The sequence below is a fragment of the Comamonas sp. MYb69 genome, from assembly GCF_037479315.1.
Taxonomy (GTDB): domain Bacteria; phylum Pseudomonadota; class Gammaproteobacteria; order Burkholderiales; family Burkholderiaceae_C; genus Comamonas.
The window spans coordinates 292,265-315,295 of the sequence record NZ_JBBGZG010000003.1 but is presented as its reverse complement, the minus strand read 5'-3'; the positions used below and the strand labels follow the sequence as shown (position 1 = coordinate 315,295).

The 23,031-nt window shown below is 56.8% G+C and carries 20 protein-coding genes and 1 tRNA gene; 13 read left to right on the top strand and 8 right to left on the bottom strand.

Going from position 1 to position 23,031, the window contains the following annotated elements:
- The 3 genes from WH303_RS05640 to WH303_RS05630 all read left to right on the top strand — a co-directional run.
- On the top strand, positions 1-304 hold a 304-nt coding region (locus WH303_RS05640; RefSeq protein WP_339517340.1), incomplete at its 5' end, for a hypothetical protein.
- On the top strand, positions 297-788 hold the full coding sequence (locus WH303_RS05635) for a hypothetical protein (protein WP_339517339.1): 492 nt from the start codon (positions 297-299) through the stop codon (positions 786-788). The genes WH303_RS05640 and WH303_RS05635, both read left to right, overlap by 8 nt.
- 27 nt (positions 789-815) lie before the next feature.
- On the top strand, positions 816-1,124 hold the full coding sequence (locus WH303_RS05630) for a hypothetical protein (RefSeq protein ID WP_339517338.1): 309 nt from the start codon (positions 816-818) through the stop codon (positions 1,122-1,124).
- Here WH303_RS05630 and WH303_RS05625 read toward each other — a convergent pair.
- From WH303_RS05625 to WH303_RS05610, 4 genes are all read right to left on the bottom strand, one after another.
- Positions 1,093-1,893: a DUF4435 domain-containing protein gene (locus tag WH303_RS05625; RefSeq protein WP_339517337.1), complete on the bottom strand. Its 801-nt coding sequence runs from the start codon at positions 1,891-1,893 to the stop codon at positions 1,093-1,095. The two genes, WH303_RS05630 and WH303_RS05625, sit on opposite strands and share 32 nt — an antisense overlap.
- 78 nt (positions 1,894-1,971) lie before the next feature.
- Entirely contained in the window at positions 1,972-2,700 is a 729-nt protein-coding gene (locus tag WH303_RS05620; RefSeq protein WP_445228257.1) for an AAA family ATPase, read from the bottom strand.
- A gap of 74 nt (positions 2,701-2,774) precedes the next feature.
- Entirely contained in the window at positions 2,775-3,149 is a 375-nt protein-coding gene (locus WH303_RS05615; RefSeq protein ID WP_339517336.1) for a hypothetical protein, read from the bottom strand.
- A gap of 230 nt (positions 3,150-3,379) precedes the next feature.
- The gene (locus WH303_RS05610; RefSeq protein ID WP_339517335.1) at positions 3,380-4,300 is read right to left on the bottom strand and encodes a site-specific integrase; all 921 of its coding nucleotides are present in this window, start codon (positions 4,298-4,300) and stop codon (positions 3,380-3,382) included.
- 222 nt (positions 4,301-4,522) lie between these two features.
- Here WH303_RS05610 and WH303_RS05605 point away from each other — a divergent pair.
- Positions 4,523-4,597, top strand: a tRNA-Arg gene (locus WH303_RS05605).
- A 741-nt stretch (positions 4,598-5,338) separates the two neighbouring features.
- Positions 5,339-6,997, top strand: coding sequence for a sensor histidine kinase (locus tag WH303_RS05600; protein WP_339517334.1), 1,659 nt, complete (start codon positions 5,339-5,341; stop codon positions 6,995-6,997).
- Positions 6,998-7,294: 297 nt separating this feature from the next.
- Here WH303_RS05600 and WH303_RS05595 read toward each other — a convergent pair whose 3' ends face one another.
- Positions 7,295-8,878, bottom strand: a complete 1,584-nt coding sequence (locus WH303_RS05595) for a THxN family PEP-CTERM protein (protein WP_339517333.1) — start codon at positions 8,876-8,878, stop codon at positions 7,295-7,297.
- Between the two features lie 353 nt (positions 8,879-9,231).
- On the opposite strand from WH303_RS05595, the gene WH303_RS05590 reads away from it, so the two are divergent.
- The 3 genes from WH303_RS05590 (at position 9,232) to WH303_RS05580 (ending at position 14,766) form a co-directional block, all read left to right on the top strand.
- Entirely contained in the window at positions 9,232-11,148 is a 1,917-nt protein-coding gene (locus tag WH303_RS05590; RefSeq protein ID WP_339517332.1) for a DUF11 domain-containing protein, read from the top strand.
- Positions 11,149-12,002: 854 nt separating this feature from the next.
- Positions 12,003-13,367 carry a DUF6923 family protein gene (locus WH303_RS05585; protein WP_445228256.1) on the top strand — a complete coding sequence of 455 codons (1,365 nt, stop codon included), beginning with the start codon at positions 12,003-12,005 and terminating at the stop codon, positions 13,365-13,367.
- A 316-nt stretch (positions 13,368-13,683) separates the two neighbouring features.
- Positions 13,684-14,766, top strand: coding sequence for a hypothetical protein (locus WH303_RS05580; RefSeq protein ID WP_339517331.1), 1,083 nt, complete (start codon positions 13,684-13,686; stop codon positions 14,764-14,766).
- A gap of 182 nt (positions 14,767-14,948) precedes the next feature.
- On the opposite strand, the gene WH303_RS05575 is transcribed toward WH303_RS05580, so the two are convergent.
- Positions 14,949-15,755, bottom strand: a complete 807-nt coding sequence (locus WH303_RS05575; protein WP_339517330.1) for a sulfite exporter TauE/SafE family protein — start codon at positions 15,753-15,755, stop codon at positions 14,949-14,951.
- A gap of 105 nt (positions 15,756-15,860) precedes the next feature.
- On the opposite strand from WH303_RS05575, the gene WH303_RS05570 reads away from it, so the two are divergent.
- The 4 genes from WH303_RS05570 (at position 15,861) to WH303_RS05555 (ending at position 20,889) form a co-directional block, all read left to right on the top strand.
- Positions 15,861-16,649: an AraC family transcriptional regulator gene (locus WH303_RS05570; protein WP_339517329.1), complete on the top strand. Its 789-nt coding sequence runs from the start codon at positions 15,861-15,863 to the stop codon at positions 16,647-16,649.
- A 114-nt stretch (positions 16,650-16,763) separates the two neighbouring features.
- Positions 16,764-17,063 (top strand): DUF705 domain-containing protein, encoded by a 300-nt coding sequence (locus WH303_RS05565; RefSeq protein ID WP_339517328.1) that lies wholly within the window; start codon positions 16,764-16,766, stop codon positions 17,061-17,063.
- A 178-nt stretch (positions 17,064-17,241) separates the two neighbouring features.
- Positions 17,242-18,606 (top strand): chloride channel protein, encoded by a 1,365-nt coding sequence (locus tag WH303_RS05560; RefSeq protein WP_339517327.1) that lies wholly within the window; start codon positions 17,242-17,244, stop codon positions 18,604-18,606.
- Between the two features lie 1,002 nt (positions 18,607-19,608).
- Complete coding sequence (locus WH303_RS05555) at positions 19,609-20,889, top strand: IPTL-CTERM sorting domain-containing protein (RefSeq protein WP_339517326.1); 1,281 nt, start codon at positions 19,609-19,611, stop codon at positions 20,887-20,889.
- Between the two features lie 209 nt (positions 20,890-21,098).
- Here the strand turns inward: WH303_RS05555 and WH303_RS05550 are convergent, their stop codons facing one another.
- Positions 21,099-21,446, bottom strand: a complete 348-nt coding sequence (locus tag WH303_RS05550; RefSeq protein ID WP_021025362.1) for a PRC-barrel domain-containing protein — start codon at positions 21,444-21,446, stop codon at positions 21,099-21,101.
- Between the two features lie 210 nt (positions 21,447-21,656).
- Here WH303_RS05550 and WH303_RS05545 point away from each other — a divergent pair, with 210 nt between their 5' ends.
- On the top strand, positions 21,657-22,307 hold the full coding sequence (locus WH303_RS05545; protein WP_339517325.1) for an IPTL-CTERM sorting domain-containing protein: 651 nt from the start codon (positions 21,657-21,659) through the stop codon (positions 22,305-22,307).
- A gap of 46 nt (positions 22,308-22,353) precedes the next feature.
- Here the strand turns inward: WH303_RS05545 and WH303_RS05540 are convergent, their stop codons facing one another.
- Entirely contained in the window at positions 22,354-22,890 is a 537-nt protein-coding gene (locus WH303_RS05540; protein ID WP_021025364.1) for a Dps family protein, read from the bottom strand.
- Positions 22,891-23,031: the final 141 nt, after the last annotated feature.

Here is a 23,031-nt window from a genome sequence, read left to right as displayed (position 1 = left end):
GGCTGTGGCTAACGCCCAGCCTGCGCCAACGACCACTTCGGAGGATGCTGAGCTGGCAACCACCACTGAGCCCCCTGCAGACACGCCCGCCGCCGGCGGCGAGCGCATCCCCGTGGGATCACCCGTCACGATCATCCGCGTTGCGCTCGATCCAAGCCTTGCCAACTGGGGCGGTATGACCGGCAACGTCTTCCGCGACCTGGGCGCCAAGGGCTACGAGGTGGCAATGCCCCACCCAAAGCGCGGTACCAAGAAGTTCGTCAAGTTCGCAGCCGACCAAGTGCAAGAGGTAGCACATGTCTAAAGGTCACTATTCACACGCCTGCACATGCCCTAGCGGTAATGGCTCTTTGCGCTGGCCAAGTACATCCCATGTTGGGCTGCGAAAGCCAGCCTTCCTCGCCCAATTCAATGGCCAAGGTGGAGATCAATTAAGCAATGACGGCTATAGCACCGAGCAGATGCACTCCTACGCAGCATGGGCAGTGGCAGCCCATGCGCCCCTAGTTCCTGACGCGAACAAGCTCCGCGCAGAAGTTCTAGAGCACGCCACAAAAGGCTCGCAGCTTGTCCGCACGCTATTCAATGAGCCGACCGGCACGATTTCAAATGTGGAAGTGGGTGACTGGATTGAACGCGCCCAGAAGTACCTCGTCCTCATCACCTTTCCATCACTTGCAGCTACGGAGGCCCCCTCGGCATGTGATCTGACAGCGGTGCTGGCCAAGATAGTGGCTGATGCAGCGCCAGAAGGCGGCAATGCCACTCACCGATGCGCGAACGACTGACCCGTTACAGGAAAAAGGAAAACTAATATGACCCGCCGTGCTACGGTCGCCGCTTCTCCAGAAACCTCAAGCCCCAGCTTGGTCACGCAAATGTTAGTGGCTGAAAAGTATGGCTTGCGTCTTGATATCAACCAACTCGCAAAAGTGTTAGGCATCTCACCAGGAACAGTGCTAAATCGCATCAGCGCAAACACCTTTGGTATACAAACGTATATCGACAATGGCAAACGTTATGCGGATTTTAGAGACGTAGCAAAACACTTTGACACGATCAGGGAAAGTGGCATGAGGTTAACTCGCACCACTAATTCGGATCATCAAAGCGTAAAAACTTGACTCCACATGTATTCTCTATACTTTTGAGGAAGTTATACATTTTAAGTTTTTGAAGGCATCCCGGCTCATAAGCGAGTCTTAAATAAATTCCTAAATCGCGCTCATTAATTTGCCTCTCACCAATGGCAAATTTTAAACCTTGAGAAATAATTCTAATAACATCATGACCTTGTGATAACTGCCACGGCTCGACAATAGGAATATGAAGATGCAAGTGAGATATCAATTCTTCATTACTAATGCTTGCTAGTTGAGCATATGAAGCTCTTAATTCTTCGACATTCAGCATCCAGTCATTAGCATTAATAAATCTATACGGGGACAGTTTATCAAAATCTACTCTATGAGAGAGTTTATGGTTCAGAAAACGTAATTTTCCAAATTCACTCGATAGACGTTCAACATGATTTTCAACACTTAAACCATTAGCCTCCTCAAACGATTTCACCTTTTCTTTTGCCGCAAGCTCAGCTATAGCTTTTCTTAGAGCCCGACTTCTTACTATAGTTATTTCAAGATCGTTTTCATCCGTCGAAATTAACATATTTGGGTGATGCACAACACCATTTAATCCATCGAAATCTCGATCATAGACGCCTGTAATATTCTTCTTTTTTAAAGTAGATAACAAGCCACTGGCACCTACCAACTTCTCTTTGCCTTCACAGATCACTAGCGATATATTTTCATCATTAACAAAGCTACGCCAAAACTTACCATCATCTTCCCCTTCAACCAAGAAATGAATACCTTGGAAATTGGCGTTCATCATGACTACTTCGTTATAAATGATCCGCGGGGTTTTACTTACAGCAAATGCATTAGTCACCAAGCTAACTCCTGAGTACTACTTTTTGTTTGAATCTATAGTGGAAGAAAGCTCCACAAGTAGATCAGATCGATCCCCCACAATATATGGAGAATGAGTTGCCATCAGAACATCAAACTGAGCAATACTTATAATTTCGGCAATATCATTTATAAATTCTTTTTGCCAACTTATATGCAAAGACAATTCTGGCTCATCAATCATAACCAACGCATTAGGACTGACTTTGAAAAGTAAATCGTATACCAAAACTAGCTCATGCTGCTCACCCGAAGAAAGTGCAGATACATTAATTGATTGATCACCTACACTTGTAACAATCAATCCACGCTCTCGATTTATAGAAAGAGTTTTATTTGTAAACTTTCTATTTAAAACATCTAAAAAAATTTCGATCCTATTCGACAGCGATTCTAAAATCGCCATCTTTTCAGTCATGTCATGCACATATACCGACATAACCGAGAGCTGCGAACGATCAAGATTGTCAAGATTAGGACTCCATAAGGCACTTACGTCAGTATCATTTTTATCGAGGATTCCGAGTGTTTTAAAATTTTCTCTTTTAAGCTCTACACTTCTCATTTTCTCAAACAATTCTTCCGCATCCAAAACGTTTGGAAAACCGTTAAGCAATCTTTGAGGAAATGATTGATCAAGCTTTTGAGATTGCTTGGCATACTCGACAAGAGATGCTTCAATTCGAGACTTTAGATCATTGGAATACTCCAAAACTGTAGACGTCATTCTTTCATTTTTACTCTCTCGGAGTCTGAACTCAGGCGCTTCTTTTGGAAATTTTATGAGCCGTTGAGTTTCAATTAAATGAGCACCAATTTCTTCTCTAATTTTTTTAGAGCAGTTGGCTCAACAGCTTTCATTGCTGAAGATGTGAGATATGAATAAGCATCAGATCTACTTAGAATTTCTTCATCAAGAAATACTTCATCTGTTCGCCTATCAATCCACTTATTATCTGCCGTCTGCAATAAATAACCAGATTTATTTGCAAGCTCCTTCGCAAAACGATGCACATCAAACTCATTTGATGCAGAAATAAAAGCTCCATTTTTTCCTGGATAAATATAATAAATCCTAAACGCTTTTCTATCATTTTTATTTTTGAAATTTTCAAAGCGAACTGAAGTCTGATTACTAAATTGAATTTCAAATTCATTAAATTTAGTATTAATCATCTCAATATATCTACCTTTTAAAAAGGCAAATATTAGCTTCAGAAATACTGTTTCCCTACGCCATTAGGACCATGAATTACTGTTATTCGATCTTTATCCAAAACAACTTCGTGATCGTACAGTCCAAACAGGCCAGAGACGCGAATGGATCTAACTCTTAAGGTTTCATTGTTCATAATGCATCTCTTTTTACAATAACTATTAAGCAATTCACTGGAAATTCGATCGAATCAACGATGCAGATCTTCTGGACGTAAGTTAGTGTAACGCTTCAGTGTTTCCCATTTTTTATGTCCTGTCACTAAAGCCACTTCCTGTATCGCATAGCCTTCCTCGAACAATCGGCTGGTTCCCTCATGCCTCATATCATGCAACCGAAGATCAGGGATGTTGAGCGCTACCCTTGCATCCTTGAAATACTTACTGACCGTCTGAGGGTGGACCGTGAAAATTCGCGGATCACCTTCTACTACTGGTTGTGCTAACGCCACGTCCCAGGACTCCCCTAGGAGCGGCACCCACTGGTCGTTGGTTTTTTTGGAACGTGGATCTTTGCGCTGACGAATAAGAACCAGACGCTTTTTTGCATCTATGTCGGCCCGCAGAAGTCCGCATATCTCACTGCGGCGCATGGCCGTCAGCGCAGCAAAATAAACAAAGTCTGCGTACACCTTCCCTCTATGCTGCTTTAACCACGCGAGGATGCGTGCAAGCTCATCTTCTTGCGGTCGACGCTCTCGCTTGCCCCCTGACCCAATCAGACTCATGTGTTTGAGCACTGGCCTAGCCATCCCCACCGCATCAGGCAGTTGTAGCCGCAAAAACGATCCGGTGTAGCGCATCACAGTACCTAGCTTCGATACATCCATGTTGACTGTGTAGGGACCTGCGCCTTCTTCCTTTCGGACCAAGCAAAAGCCCACCAGGTCATCGACAGTCAGCCGCAGCGCATCAAGCTGACCAAGGCGCAGATCAAGGGCCTTTAACATGTAGTGCGAATTGGACTTGTCTGAAATTGGCCGCGTCTTCTCCATGAGCTTGCGATACTCCTGTATCAGTTCGCTGACGGAGTATGATCCGCCGCGCACGACATCACCAGTGGGGGCCTGACCGGCGCCAAGATCTGCCTCGATGCGGGTAGCCCCAAGCAACCGCTTGAGCCTTGACCGGGAAGGTTTTGCAATATGATGGAGACCCCTTGCGACGGACAAGTGCCCGCCACTTACCGTTGACCTGTGTGATGCTTGCCGTTGCCCTTGTTCCTTCAACTGATACCGTATCAATCCCGTATCACTGAGCTAATGAGAAGCAATGAAAAATGATGATGCCCACAGAGGGAGACGCTTAAAAACGTCGTATAGTGTTGCCCCATCCTCTCCGTAGTTCAATGGATAGAACGAGTGCCTCCTAAGCGCTAGATACAGGTTCGATTCCTGTCGGGGGGACCAAGATTCTGCAATGGAATCAAGCACAGAAGTGCTAACCACCAACAGCACAACACCGGGACAAAACCAGACCCATGCAACCTGCTTCTGCAGGTCGTTGAATGGTTTTTTTCCATTGGTTTAGTTTGTCCCGCCTCGCCTTTCCGCAAGCCTGAGGCGCCCCTGCGGCACCATCGCGATGTACTTGCCGCACTCCTCCGGCCCCTGCCCCAACGCCTTGCACAGATACCTCGCTACACACTGCGAACCAGCGCGGGGCTGGGCAGATAGCGCCGGCAGCGCGCCTCTGGTGGAGCCCTTCCTCGGTCAGAGCACACGGGTTGTGATGCCAAGGGGCAGCGGCTACCCACCCAGAGCACATGGGTTGTGATGCCAAGGGGCAGCGGCTACCCGCCCTAAGCAGTGGTGTACATCTCACCGACATGTCTTTCAAGCCGTCAGAAAAAATGTATGTACCTGCGGCAGCTCCAAGCCTGAACAGACCGGTGGCGGCTCCGGTCAGGAAATTTTATGAGGGGTGACCGCTAGCTTTGCTGAGCTTGGGAGGCATCTGGGCTGTGGGTGACCTTGCGACAGTGTCGGCCTCCTTCCAGCGCTGATGGCACAGGCGCCACGTCAGCCGCCAGCTTGGCCTTCAAAAATTGCCTGAAGCGCTGCACTTTTTCTTGCAATTCGATTGCATACTGCTCCCTCTTGTCGCCACAACATGCGACAGCACGCCCCACCGACAAAGCGTCTCCTCCCATGAACTTTAGTATTGGCACTGCTGCGTTCTTCAGCGCTCTGGTTGAGTTTGCCCTGGGCATTGGCATTTTGGTGCTGTGGCTCAGGCAGCGGTCCAGCTATCTTATTTACTGGAGCTCAGGTTTTTTCCTGTTCAGCGCCGGTGCGGTGATGGTCACCTGGCGGGACCGAATTCCTGATCTCTTATCCATCGTCGTCGCCAACCTCGCCATCACACTCAGCTCGATCATGTTCCAGATCGGTATCTGCCTTTTCTATGGCCGACGCCGATCCTGGGTGCTATCGATGCTGGCGGTGCTGGTCATGGAAGGGGCATTGCTGGCTTACTACTGCTACTTTGACTACAACACGACGGCGCGTGTTTATAGCCATTGCGCAGCGCAAACGCTGATCGCATGGATGACGCTTCACACCCTCTTGGCAGTGGGTAAAGAGCGGGCCGAAGGCGTCAACCCCGAAGTGGTGGTGGTGACTGCACTGTTCTTGGTGGGGCATGGTGCTCGAATAGCCGGCACCGCATTCTTCCCCATGCCGCAAGATTTTCTGGCTGCAGGCAACTTCCAGACGCTGCTTGCCTTTGGGCTGATGCTGATTCACATCAATTACGCACTCGCGTTCGGGAACATGCACGCCTTCGCTCTGCAGGCAGATCTGAGCGCAGCGCTCGCAGCGACCAGGGCCAGCGACCGGCAGAAAGTCGAACTGCTGGGATACATCAGCCACGATTTACGTGCCCCTCTGGTCACCATCAGTGGGTACTCCAAACTGTTGCTCGCCGATGTGCCAGAAGCGCATAAAAAACCGCTCCAGACGATCCAGCGCAGTGTCAAATACCAGCTCGACCTGATCGATGAGTTGCTGGAATACACCAAGGGCGAGCTGCAGCCTTTGCGGGTGCAGCCGGCCACCATCGACCTTCCTCAACTGCTCGACGGTATTTCTGAATTCGCCGTTGCGCTGTGCGCGCAGCAGGACAACCGCTTCCGCTACCAGCCCTCGCATCGGCTCCCTCAGCAGATCGTGCTGGACGGCAAGCGCATGCAGCAGGTGCTGCTCAATCTGCTCTCCAATGCCGCCAAGTTCACGCACGGTGGCGTGGTCACCCTCTCCGTCACAGCCAAGCCCGTGGGTGATTTCTGCACACTGCACATCGCTGTCAGTGATACCGGAATAGGCATGGACCTCAACCAGGGCGTCGATATCTTTGGCGCCTTCCAGCAGATACAGGCCCAAAGCGGTAGCAACGGGCTGGGCCTGTTCATTGCGCAGCGTATTTTGGCGGCCATGGGTGGTACGTTGAGCGTGACCAGCAAGCCCGGCGAAGGTACGGAGTTCTCCTTCGCGTTGTCGGTGCCGGTGCTTCACACATCCGAATCGGAATGGCCCATCATCGTGCCAAGAGGCCCAGAGCGAGATCACACCTGCGTTGCGTCAGCATTGCCAGCAATCCCCATGCCCGATGATCCGGCTCTCGAGGAACTGGCCCACCTCGCCGTCCAAGGCCGTCTCACAGACATTGAAAACTGGATTGAACGCCATGGCCAAGATCCCCTCCATGTGCCGATGACGGCCCTCGTCAAAGACATGCTGGAGAATTTCGATTTTTCCGGCATACAAACGCTGGCATTGCAGCGTGGCGGGCATGCAAAGCATCCATAGACAGCGATAGAACACCTGCTTCGCCCCCGGCAAAGTCATGGCTCAAATGGCGTCAGACTTCATCGAAACAAGCCGGTTGCTGCCCGCAAAAAACCCTCAAGTGCTGCGCGGCACCTCGCCCATTTGAACTGCATTTTGGGATTGGTGAATCGGTCTGGACAGCGTTCATCCAGCGACTGCTCCTGGCCAACCGGCGGCTGTCGCAGACTGACCCATTGCCATGGCTCTAGACCCATCACCAGGGTTCGCAACGCCAGCGCACACCACGGTGCAGCCTCGCGGGCGGCCCTGCCGCGCTCATCGCATGCGGCCGCCTGCCACAAGCCGTGGCCGGCGCCACACCACAAGCCCCATCAAGGCCGCCAGCACCACCAGCGCAAAGCCTCCGAGACCAGGCACGGGCGTGGGGTTGCTGGGATTCGTAGGGTTGGTCGGCGTCGTGACCTGCGGGGCAACCGCCGCGCTCGATGCATTGTTGCCCGCCGCTGCATCGCCCCCGCCATTGCTGTCATTGTCCGCACCAGCCCCGCCCACCACCGTGATGCTGGCGTTGCCGGCCATCGTAAAGCTTAGTGTGCAGCTGAGCGTGCCATTGGGCGGCAGATCAGCGGGCGCACTGCAGACAGGTGTGGGGCTGCCGGGCAAGCTGGCGGCGTTGGGGATGGCGCAAAAAGCCTGCAGTGCCGTGCTGCTGCCGGTATTGGTACAGGTCGTTGTGCAGCTGACAGTGGCCCCCTCGGCTGCCGTGGCAGGGCTGCAGACGGTGGTGCTTTGCATGTCGGTCACTGCGCGCAGCGCAAACAGATTGCCGGTCGATCCATCGGACGGCACGCTGATGGCAATGCTCTGCGCAGCCGTGCTACCCGCCACGCTGGTGTCGAGCGCACCGGGCGCGCCACTCGCCCCGGTCGTGCCCTGTTGTGTATAGGCCGCTTGGTAGCCCGCGGGCGGCGTTGTCGTGATGGCGCAGTCCGCCCCGGCCGGTACATTCTCAAAACTGAAGCTGCCATCCGCTGCTGCATCGACCGGGCCTGCGCTGTAGTCGGGGCCTGTGCACAGCAAAGACACCGCCAGCGCCATACCGGCATCCACACTGTTGCCATCGTCTTGCGTGTTGGCGGGGTCGCTACCCTCTGCATATACCCGGCCCGAGACATTGGCCACCTGGGTCAGGTTCATCATGAAGGGGATCGCGTTGACCATGTTCTCCTGGGTGGTAAAGCCGATGCAGCCAACCTCCGCGCCTGCTGCCTCGCAAATCTCCGGATCCAGCGGAATGGCTGCAGGCTCAGGGAAAAAGCTGAAGGTGAACTCCTGGCCATCCATGACCACCGTGCGATTGACCGAGCCGTCCAGCACCCAGATATCGCTGCAAGGGTCTCCGCCTTTCACTACGCAGGCGGTCGGGTCACTGCCGTTCGGGGTTTCTGAAAACTTGATGGTGTAGACGAAGGTCTCATAGGTGTAGGGATCGCTACTGCCTTTGGCTTTGAGGCCGAGCGTGGTGCTGATCGTGGCGCTGGTCAGGGTCGCAAAGTTCAACGCCACCACGTTATTGGTATGGGTGTAGACATTGGCGTATTGCGCGGCGCCATTGGCCACCAAGGTGCCCGTCTGCGCACTGGCTGAGACACCGATGCCGCTGCGCCCCTCACCGGCAGGGCCACTGGGGCAAGCTCCCCAGGTGATATCGGTGGCGGAGACCAGTTCGCAGCCATTGTTGTTACCTGGGCCCGCGCCAATGAACGTGGTAGCGCCCGTGGTCGTCACAAACTCGGCCGTGACCGTGTAGTCCCATTCCAGGGGCGCGGCAGTGGCACTGCCGATGAACAAGGCGCCAAGCAAACCCAGGACGGTGACGCTTATGCTTCGATGCAACATATTGAACCCCGCAACGAACTGTAGATATTCATTTTTCAACGAAGAAAAACGAGTCAAGAAAATCTACATGCAATGTAGTGGCTTCGCCATCGGGATATGTTAATTTTTAAAAATTACAATCAGAAACACAACGCTATCAAACGAAATAATGGAGTATTGAAAGAAATATCAATAAATCCAAAAAATATTTAAATTAAGCAAAGATGCAGTTTGAAACCATCTGCTAGATTTCTCCCTGTTTTGCGGCTCACATATACACGATAGACGTAAGTTATACTAAATAATATTCAATTGATTTAGTTTATCTTGCGGGTGCGTATGGGATATTTTTCAATTGGGATGGAGTTTTCAGGATGAAATTAATTCACAGACAGGCTGCTCTTTTTGCAGTGTCGCTTGCAGGGCTGACGGCTGCCGCTGGCGTACAGGCTGCGACATTGGCTTGTGGTGCGCCCTTACGCATTCACACCGCTAAGGCGACCTGGTCAACGGATGCCCAATACGTAGCCCCTCCAAGTGGCACCGCCACAGGTGCGGCAGCCATTGTGGACGACTACCATTGGCGCGGCTGGTTTGATAAAGCGACTGCGGTGCATACCAGCGGTGCAGGCGATCTTGCAGGCACTCCGCTCCAAGGGGATTGGATTTCCTTTGGCGATGCCCAATACCCGACGGGTGCAGGTGCGACTACGGGTGTCGGACCCTATCCGGAAGTGAACGCGCGCGGTGTGGTGGCAAATGGCGCCTGGGTTGAAAATAGAATTACTTTCTACTACAACGAGCCTATTACTATTCCTAGCAATATCAAGCTTTCCAGTATCAAGATCATTGGTAGTGGAGGAGTGGATGACAGTTCGGAATTTGTTGTTCGCCCCGCTAGCCCGCCCTCTGGCAGCACGACCTGGTTGCAAATGCAGAATCTGGGCATGAGCTATGGCTCTCCAGGAACTATTAATCTGGACGGTAATAACAACGGTCTGGGTTTCTATTATGGCGACAACACCATCGGTTTTGTTGTATATAACACTGCGTCGACCACCGCCAGCTCTGGAAATCCAACCGGCCTCATCGCAGATTTTGAAATCACGGCCGACTGCCAGGAGGAGCCGCCCGCCCAACCCGCCACCATTCTGGCTTGCCCCGCTGGCAGCCAAGCGGGTGATGAAGTCCGTGTTGGCCCATTTACCACCAATGCCAGAGACTGGAAATGGACGCAGCGCATGAATGCGGCGGGCACCGCCCTGGAGAACGTCGAGCAGCCTCTGTTTGACAGCTACCGGTATCGCAGCTATTTCGATCCAGCATCGCTGGCAACGGCCACCGACGCCCGCTGGATCAGCCCAGGAACGACCAACCCTGCGAGCAGCGACATTCCTGGTGTGCCTTACCCAGCAGCTACCGGCCAGTCTCGTGGCATCCAGGACGGCTCCACGTTCGTAATGAACCAGCCTGTCAATATTGGCAGCAATGTCGATTTGGCCAGCATCAAGCTCACCGGGCGGTTTGCCTTTGATGACTACGGAAGCTCCGTTTATGTGAAGCCTGCAGCGGGTGCGGAATCTGCTGCTGGACCCACCTATCTTCCCAATGGCTATGGTGCATTCCAGACCTATACCACGTCTGCAGCGCTTGGTTTTGCACGCGGCAACAACACCGTGGGCTTCCGGCTGGATGGCGGGCAAGAAACCAACGACTGTAGCGGTGGAACATGTGCATTGGGCGCCATTGCCGAGTTCTATGTCACCGCAGCCTGCACGGGTGAGCCCCCAAGCGCCGACCTGTCCATCACCAACGCCAGTGCCGCTGCCAGCGTAGCACCCGGTGCCACGGTGACCTACACCGTCACCGCCAGCAATGCCGGCCCGGTGGAAGCCACGGGCGCCACGGTCACCAACACCCTGCCTGCCGCACTGACGGATGCCACCTGGACCTGTGTGGGCGCAGGCGGCGGTACCTGCAGCGCATCGGGCAGCGGCAATATCAATGACACGGTCAACCTGCCTATGGGCGCCAGCGTGACCTACACCGTCACGGCCAAGGTCGCTGCAAATGCCACCGGTTCGCTGGCCAGCACGGCAAGCATCGCGGCTCCAGCGGGCATTGATGACCCTACTCCGGCCAACAACAGCGCAACCGCCAACAGCGTCATCGCCACCGCTGGCCCTGCCACCCCAGTCCCTGCATTGGACCTGGCTGGCCTGGCGCTGCTGGGCGGATTGAGTGCCGGTATCGGTGCCTTGGCACTGCGCCGCCGCCAACGCAACCAGTGATGGCTAGAAGCCTCAGGGCTTGAAGACTTGCCGAGTTACTCACAATCGCCTCCAGCTGGAGGCGATTTTTTTATTCCAAGACCTTTCGAAAATGCAATACCCACAGCCGACTCGGCCATTGCTGACAGGCCGCCCCAACAAACCGGTATGACGAGCGGCATTTGCCAAGATATTGACCAAGCGCTTTAGCCAGACAAGACACCGCCCTCTTTGGGCTGCCTCTGCACAAGCCTCACCAAGCGCGACGGACACTGATCGGGATAAAACGCACAAGGCGCCCCTTAAAGGCGAACCGGAGGTATTGCCGAGAAAGACATGGGATTGGATCCCCCGAGAGCACGTTCAGACCATGGCAGGAAGTTGTGCAGAAGTTCCCAAGGCCCACAGCCTATATCACATCCCTGCCGTGAACCGGTATTCGGCACGCATCACGCAGCGGACCATCCATCTGCCTCAAAAAATAGCTGGATAACCCCATCCCCGCTGCACTGTGAAGCCGCACCGCCCCATCATTCGCACCCGCTTGGTTGAAAGGGGGTATTGACAATGCCAAATCCCAAGTTATCTATAAAAATCAAAAAATCAAAGGAAATTAAATAAAAACAAAGAAAATGGATAAAAAGCAAAGATTTTGAATTTGCATACCATCCGATTTGAAACAGCTAACAAAAAAATCCTACCCATGTCCACCTGCGCCTTGACCATGTTTTAGGTGTATGGCATTGTAAACAGCGTGACCGAGTGAATAGAAGGACATAGGGTTCCGCTATCGCGATCCGTCCCTCATTCACAGCCAAGAGAACTTGCATTTTTGTTTTATTACTGCATCCGCTTCAATTCAGTAAAGGGTGAATATGACCGATTCTAAGAAAATGCCGCCTGGCCCAGCCTTTCCAGCATTTTCGTCGCCGCTGACGAATTCTCCCGCCCATAAAAAGACATTCAAGCATCTGCTTATCTCGGCCGCTTTGGTATTGCCAGCCGTATCGATGGCACAAGTCGCCTGCGATGGCCGGCTTTTTCTGTCGCAAAACGCACCGACCTCGTTAAACAGCGTGTCTACGGATACCAATCCAATGGTGTTTACCGGCATTGGGGGGGCTTCTGCGGTTTCCTACAACGCCTTGGGTTATTCCCCCACCGATGGCCAGATCTATGCGATGCGGACCGATGCCAATGGCGATAATCTGCTCAGCGTCAACCAGAGCACCGGAGCTGTCACCGTTGTGGGCGCTGTGACGGGGCTGCCAGCGAGTCCCGCTTACAACTCGGGCACAGTGGGCAGCGATGGCACCTACTATGTCAAACCCTTTGGCAACACCTCGGTGATTTATGCCATTGATACGAGCGCACTGACCGCTACCACCATCACCTTGGATACAGCATTCACGGCCTCGGACATCGCCTGGGTCGGTGGCGCTTCCGGGGGCTTGTATTCGGTGTCCGACACAGGCCAGCTCTATGCCATCGATGTGGGTACTGGAGCCGTCTCGGCCATGGGTACGCCAGACGGCACCGGTGGTGTGCTGGGCGCGCAGTTCGGTGCCACCAACGGTATGTTTGGCTCGGCCAACAATGGCAGCGGTTTTTACCAGATCAACCTGCTCACCGGTGTCAAAACGCTCATTGCCGGCTCGCCCGGATCGGGCACCAACGATGGCGCCAACTGCCCGAATGCGCCCATCCAGTTCCCTGCGGATTTGAGCATCACCAAAACCAACGGCCAAACCACCTATGTGCCGGGCACCAATGTCGTCTACACCATTACCGTGCGCAACAACGGTCCGTTCACCGCCGTAGGCGCCAAGGTGACGGATGTATTGCCCAGCGGCATCAGCACCGCCTCTTGGTCCTGCAGCGCTTCGGCCGGCGGAAGCTGTGCTGCCAGTGGCACAGGCAGCATTGATGACACCATCAATCTTGCGGTGAATGCGACTGCGACCTATACGCTGACCATGGCCATCCCAGCCGGTTTCACGGGCAATCTGGTGAACACCGCCACGGTCGAAGCCGATGGCTCCAGCGCCAGCGCAGTCAATACCAATCCCGACCCGGACCCCTCCAACGACACGGCAACGGACACCGATACCCCTGCCACTGCTCCCCCCGTTGCTGCACCTACCCCCGTGCCCACGATGACTGCGCTGGGCCTGCTCATGCTCTCTCCATTAATGGGTTTGGCGGGCTTTATGGGCTTGTCTCGCCGTCGCAAGGTATGACCTCCGCATATGGGCGTACACGCTGATCCCAGCTGCGACAAAAGAGCTTCGTAAGTGCCTTATTGGCCCCAGCGAGGCTCTTTTTTTGGAGCTCGTGCAGCGGAAAGCGACAAGACCTTCGATCACGCAGCAACACCCCTGAGGGATTCTCTGCATCACCCTCGCTCAATGGGCCAGCCCTCTCCCATGCTTTCACTGGAAAAAAATGAAAAATCCAATACTCGCAAAGTTAGCAACCGTGGCCTGCTTCGGGGTTGCAGGCCACGCCATAGCCGCAGATTGCGTCAATGGCGTCAATGCAGCGGGGACCTGCACCGTGCCTGCAGGGGTAACCCACATCAGCTTTGAGGCCTGGGGTGGCGGCGGTGGCGGGGGCTCGAATGACCAGGGCTGGAACGGCATCGCAGGGGGCGGCAGCGGCGGCGGCGGCGGGGCCTATTGCAAAGCCCGTCTTGCCGTGACTGCAGGCAACGAGCTGCTGGTCATCGTCGCGGCCGGCGGCGCGGCTGGCTTGGTCAACAGCGCAGATTGGACAGCCACCGGGACGCACAGCACGGGAGGCGGGTTCTCCGCAGTGTCGGGCCCCGGTGTGCTCGGTGTCACGGCCCATGGCGGCGGTGGCGGCGGCGGCAGCACCGTGGACCTCAACTATTACGATGGCGCGCGCGGCTTACCAGGTCAAGGTGCGACAACGCACAGCGGCGGCACGGGGGGTGCTGGAGGTGCCAATTTCCTGGGGCGCCCTGGCGGCCTGGGCGGAGGCGGCGGCGCTGGATCCATTGGAGGATCGGGTGGTGCAGGTGGCAATGGCGCCAATGGAGTGGACGGAAGTAGCGCACCTGATTGGGATGGCAGCTGGGAAGGGAACGGCATAGACGGATCAAATGGGACGGACGGCGGCAATGGCGGGGATGGCGGCAACGGCGGTGACGGTGCGATAGCAGGGATAGGCGGCGCTGGCGGACAGGCGGGCTACGAAGGCCATGGTGGAAACGGTGGCTCGGGCTCTCCCGGCTATGGCTACGGAAACATAGGTACCAATGGCGTACCTGGAGTGCCCGGCATGCCGGGAGCAGACGGCCTGATCCTGACAGGCCCATTGGCCGTGGCAGCATGCGAAGGAGAAAGCATCGCAGGCGCCAATGGATCGGGGGCAAGCGGCGGCGCTGCCGGAGGACTCAACATCGGGGCCGGCGCTGGCGGCGACGGTGGGCAACCGGGGCAGGCCGGTATGGTCCGCATGACTTTTGTCGTGGAGCCGGATCCACCAACAACGCCCGTGGAGCCCGCTCCCGTGCCGACCCCTGTGCCCACGATGACAGCCTGGGGCCTGCTGGCGCTCTCGCCCATCATGGCGCTAGCCGGCTTCCTGGGATTCTCCAGGCGCCGCAAGGTCTAGGAACCCTTTGCAACACCGTCTGCTGTGGTCTGAACGCAGGCGCGGGCCATCCGCGCTGATCCGATGGGACAAGGGTCTGGCAGAAGATGCCAAGGAATAGACCGCTTTGGGGTTCTACCGCTGGTTTGCGCAACCCCATCGCTGCGCAAACCCTCTGCCGGCGCCCATTTATCCAGCGGCCGTCAATTCACCACCATGGCCAAGAGCACCGCACACAGCAAGGCGATATAGACCTTGGCATGGATACGGTCCGGGATCTTGCCAATCCAGCGCGACGCCAGCCGGATGCCCAACCAGGAGCCCGCCACCAGCACCAGGCAGGCGCGCACATCGATGTAGCCCAGATGCCATGCCCCCAACGGCGCCGTGTTGGACGCCAGCAGCGCGTAGGTGGCGGTGCCCACGATGGCCATCGGCAATGACAGCGGATTGGCTGCCGCAGTAGCGGCCGTCATGCTGGCGCCGCGCCGGCGCATCAGTGGGACGGTCATGACACTGCCGCCGACTCCCAGAAAAGCGGCAATTGCGCCGATAAAGAGCCCCAGCGCAGCGGCCGCTGGCCTGGCCAGAGGGCGCATGCTGCTGCTGCGCTCCTGGGTAAAACCGGGCCGCAGCAGGCTGTCGAGAATCGTCACCGCGAGATAGCCGACAAACGCCCAGCGGATCCAGCGGCCGCTCAGCATCAGCGCAGCCATCGCCCCAGGGACGGCCCCGAGCGCCACGTAGCCCAGCAGCGGCCGCACCTGGCCCCAGGGCACTGTGCCGGCCTGGTGGTGCCGCCAACTGGCCAGCCCCGCGCCAAAGACCATCACACAGGTGGATGTGGCCACCGCGATGTGCATGGCGGCAAGCCCCAGCGCACTGTCTGCGCCATACACCCCCACCAGCACCGCATACAGCACCGGAACGACGACAAAGCCGCCACCAAAACCAAACAGCACGGTGGTCACACCGGCCAGAACCCCAAAACACAGTAGCAGCAAATACATGGACAAGGACCATCAACGGTTGCAAAACGCCACGATAGAGCGCCAGACTGCGGCTGACTTTCGATAAAAAGCCAAGTACCCTTGCATTTGGGCCAAAATCGGCCGATGCACAACATCCCTCTCGCATCGGTAGATGCCGTGGCCCGGCCGCTCTTGGCCATCAGCACCGACTACGCACCTGGCACCCTGCTGGACACCCACAGCCACCGGCGCGCGCAGGTGCTGTACGGCATGAGCGGCCTGATGGAAGTGGAAACGGACGACGGCGCGTGGGTGATCCCGCCCTTTAGCGGTGTCTGGATTCCCGCTGGCAAGCCCCACCGGGTGCGCATGCAGGGCGTGAGCACACGCAGCCTGTATATCGAGCCCGCCGCTGCACCCCGCCAGGGCCGGCATTGCGAAGCGCTGGTGGTCAGCGCGCTGCTGCACCAGCTGCTGCTGGCCTCGATCACGATGGAGGCGCTGTATGACGAGCAAGGGCGCGACGGTGCCTTGGCCCAGTTGCTGATGCACGAAGTGCGCCAGGCGCCCACCATGCCCTTGTTCGCCCCCATCCCGCAAGACAGGGCGCTGGCTGCGTGCTGCCAGGCCTTCTTGAAGGCGCCACAGATCCAGGCTGCGCCTGAGGCATGGGCTGCGCAGCTGCACAAAAGCCTGCGCAGCTTTAACCGGCATTTTCGCCAGCAGACCGGCATGAGCTTTGGCGCCTGGCGGCAGCAAGCCTGCCTGCTCGCGGCCCTGCCCCGGCTGGCGGGTGGGCAGTCGGTCACCCAGGTCGCGCTTGATCTGGGCTATGACAGCCCCAGTGCTTTTTCCACCATGTTTCGCAAGCGCTTGGGCAGGGTGCCCAGTGGCTTTAGCAGGGCTTCGTCACCCAGCGGAAATGGGGAGTAGAACGCACGGGCTCTGGCTGATAGGGTGCGAATGCAAGCAGCGGTAAACGGGCTTATCCAGCGACCATGCCTTGGTCTAGGATGCAGGCTTCATCAACGCTTGAGCACCTGACCTATGCAGAAGAAAGTGGTATTTGTCGATGTCGACGACACCTTGGTGCGCACGGTCGGCACCAAGAGGATTCCTATGCCTTCGGTGATCAACCAGGTGCGGCGCCTTCATCAAGACGGTGCCGTCTCGTATCTCTGGAGTTCTGGCGGCGCAGACTATTGCCGCAATACCGCCGATGCGCTGGGAATTGCCCAGTGCTTTTCCGGCTTTCTGCCCAAACCCACCACCTATCTGGACGACCAGCCTGTGCAGGAATGGCGCGATTGCCAGCACTTCTATCCCATGCAGGCTTCGCAGGCCTAAGAAACTGTTCAAAGTCTCCTCGCGCCGCAGCAGGGCTGAATGACAAAGCCCCAAACGCGACAGACACAGGCACCTGCGGCGGCTCCAAAGCCTGAGCGTTATGGTCACGGGTTGGAGAGTAGCCTGACTGACCAAAGTCGAATTGACTAGACTGGCACCCTCACTCCATGAGGGCGCAATGCAGCAAGAACCCGATTTTGTACAGAACCTGAGGCAAGAATTCGGGGATGGATGGCGCTGGGTGGAGCGTTGCATTGTGCTGGCCTACGCAGCCGCAGCGGGCCTGTGCGTGGTCGGTTTCACGATGGTGGCTGAAAAGGCCTTTGACTGGTTCATGCACATCTACCACTGGCAAGGGGGCTGGGCGGTATTGCTGTGGACGCCATGCCTGACGGCAGCCATTGTCTGGGCCACACGCCGCTGGGCACCGGGCGCTGCGGGCTCGGGCATTCCGCAGGTCATGGCCGCGCAAGAGACGGCGCTCAATGACCAGCAGCGCAGCCGCTTTGTCTCGCTGTGGCTGTCCGCCTGCAAGATTGCGCTGGCAGGCCTGGGGTTTCTGGCGGGCCTGTCGATTGGCCGCGAAGGGCCGTCCGTGCAGGTGGCCGCCGGCGTCATGCACCATGCCAAGCGCTGGTTTGGTCCGCGCTCGGGCATCACCAGCCATGCGCTGCTGGTGGCAGGCGGTGCAGCGGGCATTGCAGCCGCCTTCAATGCACCGCTGGCGGGGATCGTTTTCGCCATCGAAGAGCTGTCCCGCAAGCTGGAGTCGCGCGCCAGCGGCCTGATCATTGCCGCCATTGTGCTGGCCGGTCTGATGGGCGTCTCCGCATTTGGCAACCTGAACTACTTCGGGCGCATCCAGGTGCCCAGCCTCAACTGGCACGCACTGCTGCCCGGCATCTGTGTCGCCTTGAGCTGCGGCGTCTTGGGGGGCCTGTTTGCCAAGCTGATGGCCGCGTCCCTGACCGGCGCGCCAGAGCGCCTCAACCGCTTGCGCGCGCAGTATCCCATCCGCTTTGCAGCTGCTGGCGGCTTGCTGATTGCCGTCATCGGCCTGGCCACCAGCGGCGCCACCTTTGGCGCCGGTTCGGAAGAAGTCAAGCACATGCTGGCGGGAGAGGCCGAGTTGCCTGCGCTGTATGTGACGCTCAAATTCATCGCCACCTGGCTGTCTGCCTGGGTGGGCGTGCCTGGCGGTATCTTCGCGCCCTCGCTGTCGATCGGCGCAGGTGTGGGCCACAACGTCTCGCTGATGATGGGCAGCGACATCGCCCCCGCCTTGATTGCGATGGGCATGGCCGCGTTCCTGGCCGCTGTCACGCAAGCGCCGCTCACGGCTTTCATCATCGTGATGGAGATGGTCGATGGGCACTCGATGGTGCTGAGCTTGATGGCCGCCGCGATGCTGGCCAGCCTGGTCTCGCGCATGATCGCCAGGCCGCTGTATGAGACCCTGGCCAACTACATGCTCAGCCAGGTACAGAGCACGCAGCCTCCACCAGCGGAACAGGCCGTGCAAAAGCCAGCCGCTTCATCCTGATCATCCAGATCGCACGCAGGTCCTGGCCAGTGGATAGCGCAGTCCCACCTACGAGGCCAAAGCGGCCAGCACCCGCGCTTTAACGCGACTCGCGCCAACGCGTGGATAGGGGCCAGCTGCGCCTTTGATAGGCGGGTACCCGTGTTGGCTCAGCCAAGCCAGGATGGCCGCACATCGCCCAGAGCCGATCAGCGGCTGACACCCTTTGCGCTTGCCAGCGGCCAACTATGCCCTTGGGTGGACAAGCTAACCCTGCTGTCACGCCCAGGGTCCTCTCTGTGATGGCTACCAGAGCACCCAGCAACCATCTCCGGCGGGCGTCAACGCTGAGAGCGAGCACGGGACCCACTGATGGTCAAACAGCACCGTACCTCGTTCACTCCAAAGGCATCGCGCAATTATTAACCAAGCATTATTAATTGTTTTGGTTTATCTCGCCACTCCATAAAAGATGCGCGCGATTGTGAACAATATAAATCTCTATCGCCATTTTCACCTTTACTATTTAAAAAAAATACAAATAACAAAGCTATTTTAATAAAACCAAAGACGTATACATGGCCTCGCGTTGTACAGTTCTAACTGTAATTTTTTGCTGCACAGCCAAGACCTTAGGAGTCAAACCGCTGATCACTCCACGCCCATCAGATTCAAATATTTTTTATATTTAGTCATTTGATTATTAACAGGGATCAGCAAATTATCTCCACAGGATTATCTGGGTGTACATATGACGCCCTGGTAAGCATGGCTGTCTTGAATCGATGGCAGGCATTTTCTCAACCAAGGCAAATCCTCGCCTCACCTAGAGAATGGAATTCAATCATGCGAAAACAAATGCTGACCCTTGCCGCTGTGCTTGCGATGGCGGTGCCCAGTTTGTCCAGCGCCGCGTTTGTATCAGGCAGCGTTATCTATAACCAAAGCGCCATCTACTCTGGAACATCAGAAAATTTGAGATATGACGCTGACGGGACGTTGTACAGCGATGCCTCGGTACTTTTGATTTGCATCGATCACAGCACACAGCCACCCTTTGACTACAAAATCGATCCTGCTCTATTCGACACGGAAGCCGGCGCCAGCGCCATCAAGGGCGCCTCCGGTGCAGCAGGCGAGGCGGCAATCTACTGGCTGCTCGACAAGTACTACCTCAGCTATTACAAAAATGGCGACAACAATCATCGCCGCGCGCTCCAGTACGCGCTGTGGGAGCTTGGCAACGACTACGACGGAACTGCCGAGAGCATCAACATCAATGCAGGCTCCTCGCGTCCCGCTTTAGAGAACGTCCTTTTATATGGCGGCACGGACCAAGCCGTGTTTGTCAACGCCTACAACACCTTGTACGACGATATGAAGGCCAATCTGCCGACACTGCGTACCTCGTACCGCTCCAACACCTACACGATGGACCTGTTTCGCAATCGCGATCCGGCGTACCAGCACATGGTGGCCTTGATCGAACGCGCACCACCGAACACCGTACCCATTGCCGAGCCGACGATCACCGGCACACCGAAGGTCGGCTCCACCGTGACCGGCAGCTACAGCTATGCGGACAACAACAACGACATTGAAAACCCCAGCGGCACCACCTACCAGTTTGTAACCAGCCCCAACCCCAGCATCAGCAGCTCCAGCGACGGCACGGTGGTGGCGAGCGGCACCACCGGGGGGGCGAGCCAGACGCCCACCTACACCTTGCAGCCAGCGGACCAGGACAAAAACGTCTTTTTCTGCGTCAAGCCAGATGCCCAAACCGGCGCAACGCCAGGGCTGGAGGTCTGCACCAGCGCGCTGGGCCCGGTGACCGAGCTGCCTCCCAATGTGGTGCCCACTGCCGTCCCGGCCATCACCGGCACACCGCAGGTCGGCTCCACCGTGACCGGCAGCTACAGCTATGCCGACAACAACAGCGACGTTGAAAACCCCAGCGGCACCACCTACCAGTTTGTGACCAGCGCCAACCCCAGCATCAGCAGCTCCAGCGACGGCACGGTGGTGGCGAGCGGCACCACCGGGGGCGCAAGCCAGACGCCGACCTATACCCTGCAAGCCGCAGACCTGAACCAATATGTCTTCTTCTGCGTCAAGCCTGCCGCACAGACCGGTGCAAGCCCTGGGCTGGAGGTGTGCACCAGCCCTGTAGGGCCGGTCACCACCCGCGTGGTGCAGCAGGCGCCTACACCGGTGCCAGGCTTGGGCCCCTGGGCGCTCCTGGGCTTGACACCGCTGATCGCGCTGCTGGGGATCCGGCGCCAGCGCAAGCACATCGGCTAAATACCAACGCCGACCACGGATAGCCACCGCAAGGTGGCTTTTTCATGTCCACGCATGCTGGGCAGATGTGCCAGCGGCTGGGGTAGCCTGCATATCCGACTGGAGGCATGACCTGGTCGGGCACGGGTACCCCGGCGCAAAGACCACCAAGGCAAAAGCGCCGGCGCTGCCTTGCACAGCACACGGCGCTTTGCACGAGATGACTGAGATTAGGTCGTAGCCTTCGGGTACACAAATTGGGGCAGGCCCTGCAAGGTTTCCTTGCTGGCGTCTGGCAGCAGCAAGCCGTATTTGCCCAGCTTGAAGCGGGAGAACTCGATGGCCACGTCATAGGTGCCCAGGCCCATAAAGCCGCCGATGCCGACAATGGCAAAAATCAGATTGTCTTCCTTGCCGACGATCACATCATCTACGGTGCCAATTTCTTGGCCATTGGTGTCGTGCACCGGCTCACCGATGAACTCCTTTTTGACGCTCCATCCCGTTGCCAGCACCTCCGCCCCCCGGGGCGAGATCGCAAAAGGTGTATGGATGGTGACTGTTTCTTGGTTATCCATATATCCACCACAAAAAAATTGATGCAGGCTCAAACTGTAGCAATCTTTACCTGTGCCGATCCTCTCGCCAGCGCGGCTCTCAGCAAAAAGGCGTGGCGTCTGACAATGGCGCCTAACACAGCTTCAACGCGCATGAAATCCCCAGAATACGGGATAGTAAATACTTGCAAATGCGATACATTTGTTTGCATTCAACACATGGAGATTGCGATGAAGACATTGCTGTGCGCCAGCGCCCTGGCACTGGCCGTTGGAGGCTTTGCCTCGGCCGCGAACGCTGCCTTGGTGCAGTGGACCCTGACGGATGTGACGTTCGTCGATGGCGGCACCGCCTCTGGCTCCTATGTGTTTGATGCGACCACCCAGACCTTTAGCCAGATCAATGTGACCGCCACGGGCACGGAAGGCATACCGGCTGCCAGCTTCAGCAATACCTGCAATGGCTCCAACTGCGACGCCTACCTGTCCGATCCTGCACAGAACATGATCTTTGTGCCTGCTGACACCAGCGATCTGACGGGCAAACAAGTCATTTTGTTGGACTTGCAAAGCCCGATGACAGATGCCGGCGGCACGATTGCGATCAAGCCGCCTGAAGGAGAAGTGGAAGTCACGGTGGCACTACGGAACAAGGCCTTTTCTACCTTCTGCCCTGATGCCACCTGTTCAGGCCCGGGAGCCATGCGCTTTATCGCCTCGGGTGAGGTGGTGGGCCGTGCGGTGGTGGTGCCTGCCGTAGCTCCCACCCCGGTGCCCGCCATGGCTCCATGGGGTCTGGCCTTGCTGTCGCTGCTGCTGGCACCTCTGGGCTGGATGCAGCAACGCCGCCAACGCGTAGCGGCAAAGCCAGCGCGGGGCTGAGCCACGCAAGGTCCCCGGTTACTGAACCGGGGACAGCCTGGGGCGCTTAACCCGCGTTGCGGCTGGATTCAAACAGGAACCAGGTGCGGCGCTCGGTTTCGTCGATCCAGTTTTCCAGCAGGCTGGACGAGGCGATGTCGCGGTGCTCGTCGGTCACGTTATGGGCTTCGCGCAGGCGGGCCGCGAGCTGCTGGTTGTCCTCGCGCAGCTCGGCCAGCATGTCGAGCGGATCGACATAGTCGGCATCGTTGTCGCTGATGCGCTGCAGGCGCGCGATATGGCCGATGGAGCGCAAGGTGGTGCCGCCCACTTTGCGGATGCGCTCGGCAATCGCGTCGGTCATCGCATAGAGCTGGTCGGCCTGTTCATCGAGCAGCAGGTGGTAGTCACGGAAGTGCGGGCCGCTCATGTGCCAGTGGAAATTCTTGGTCTTCAGGTAGAGCGCAAACACATCGGCCAGGATGCCGTTGAGGGCCGCGCTGATGTCCTTGGTGGCTCCGGCATCGAGATCACTGGGGGTGAGCAACGGGGCCTTGCGGCGTGCCTTGATATCCGTTTTACTGCTGCGTTCAGATTTGGCCATGGTGCACCTTTCACATAAGGGTTGAAGACAAGCGAAGCGAGAGCGGGTGGCGCCACCAACAAGTATCCGGCCCGATGATGGCAGCCAGATTGCGGTGCGCATGTTGTTCAGCTCTCTTATTCAGAGAGCCACTAGCTTCAT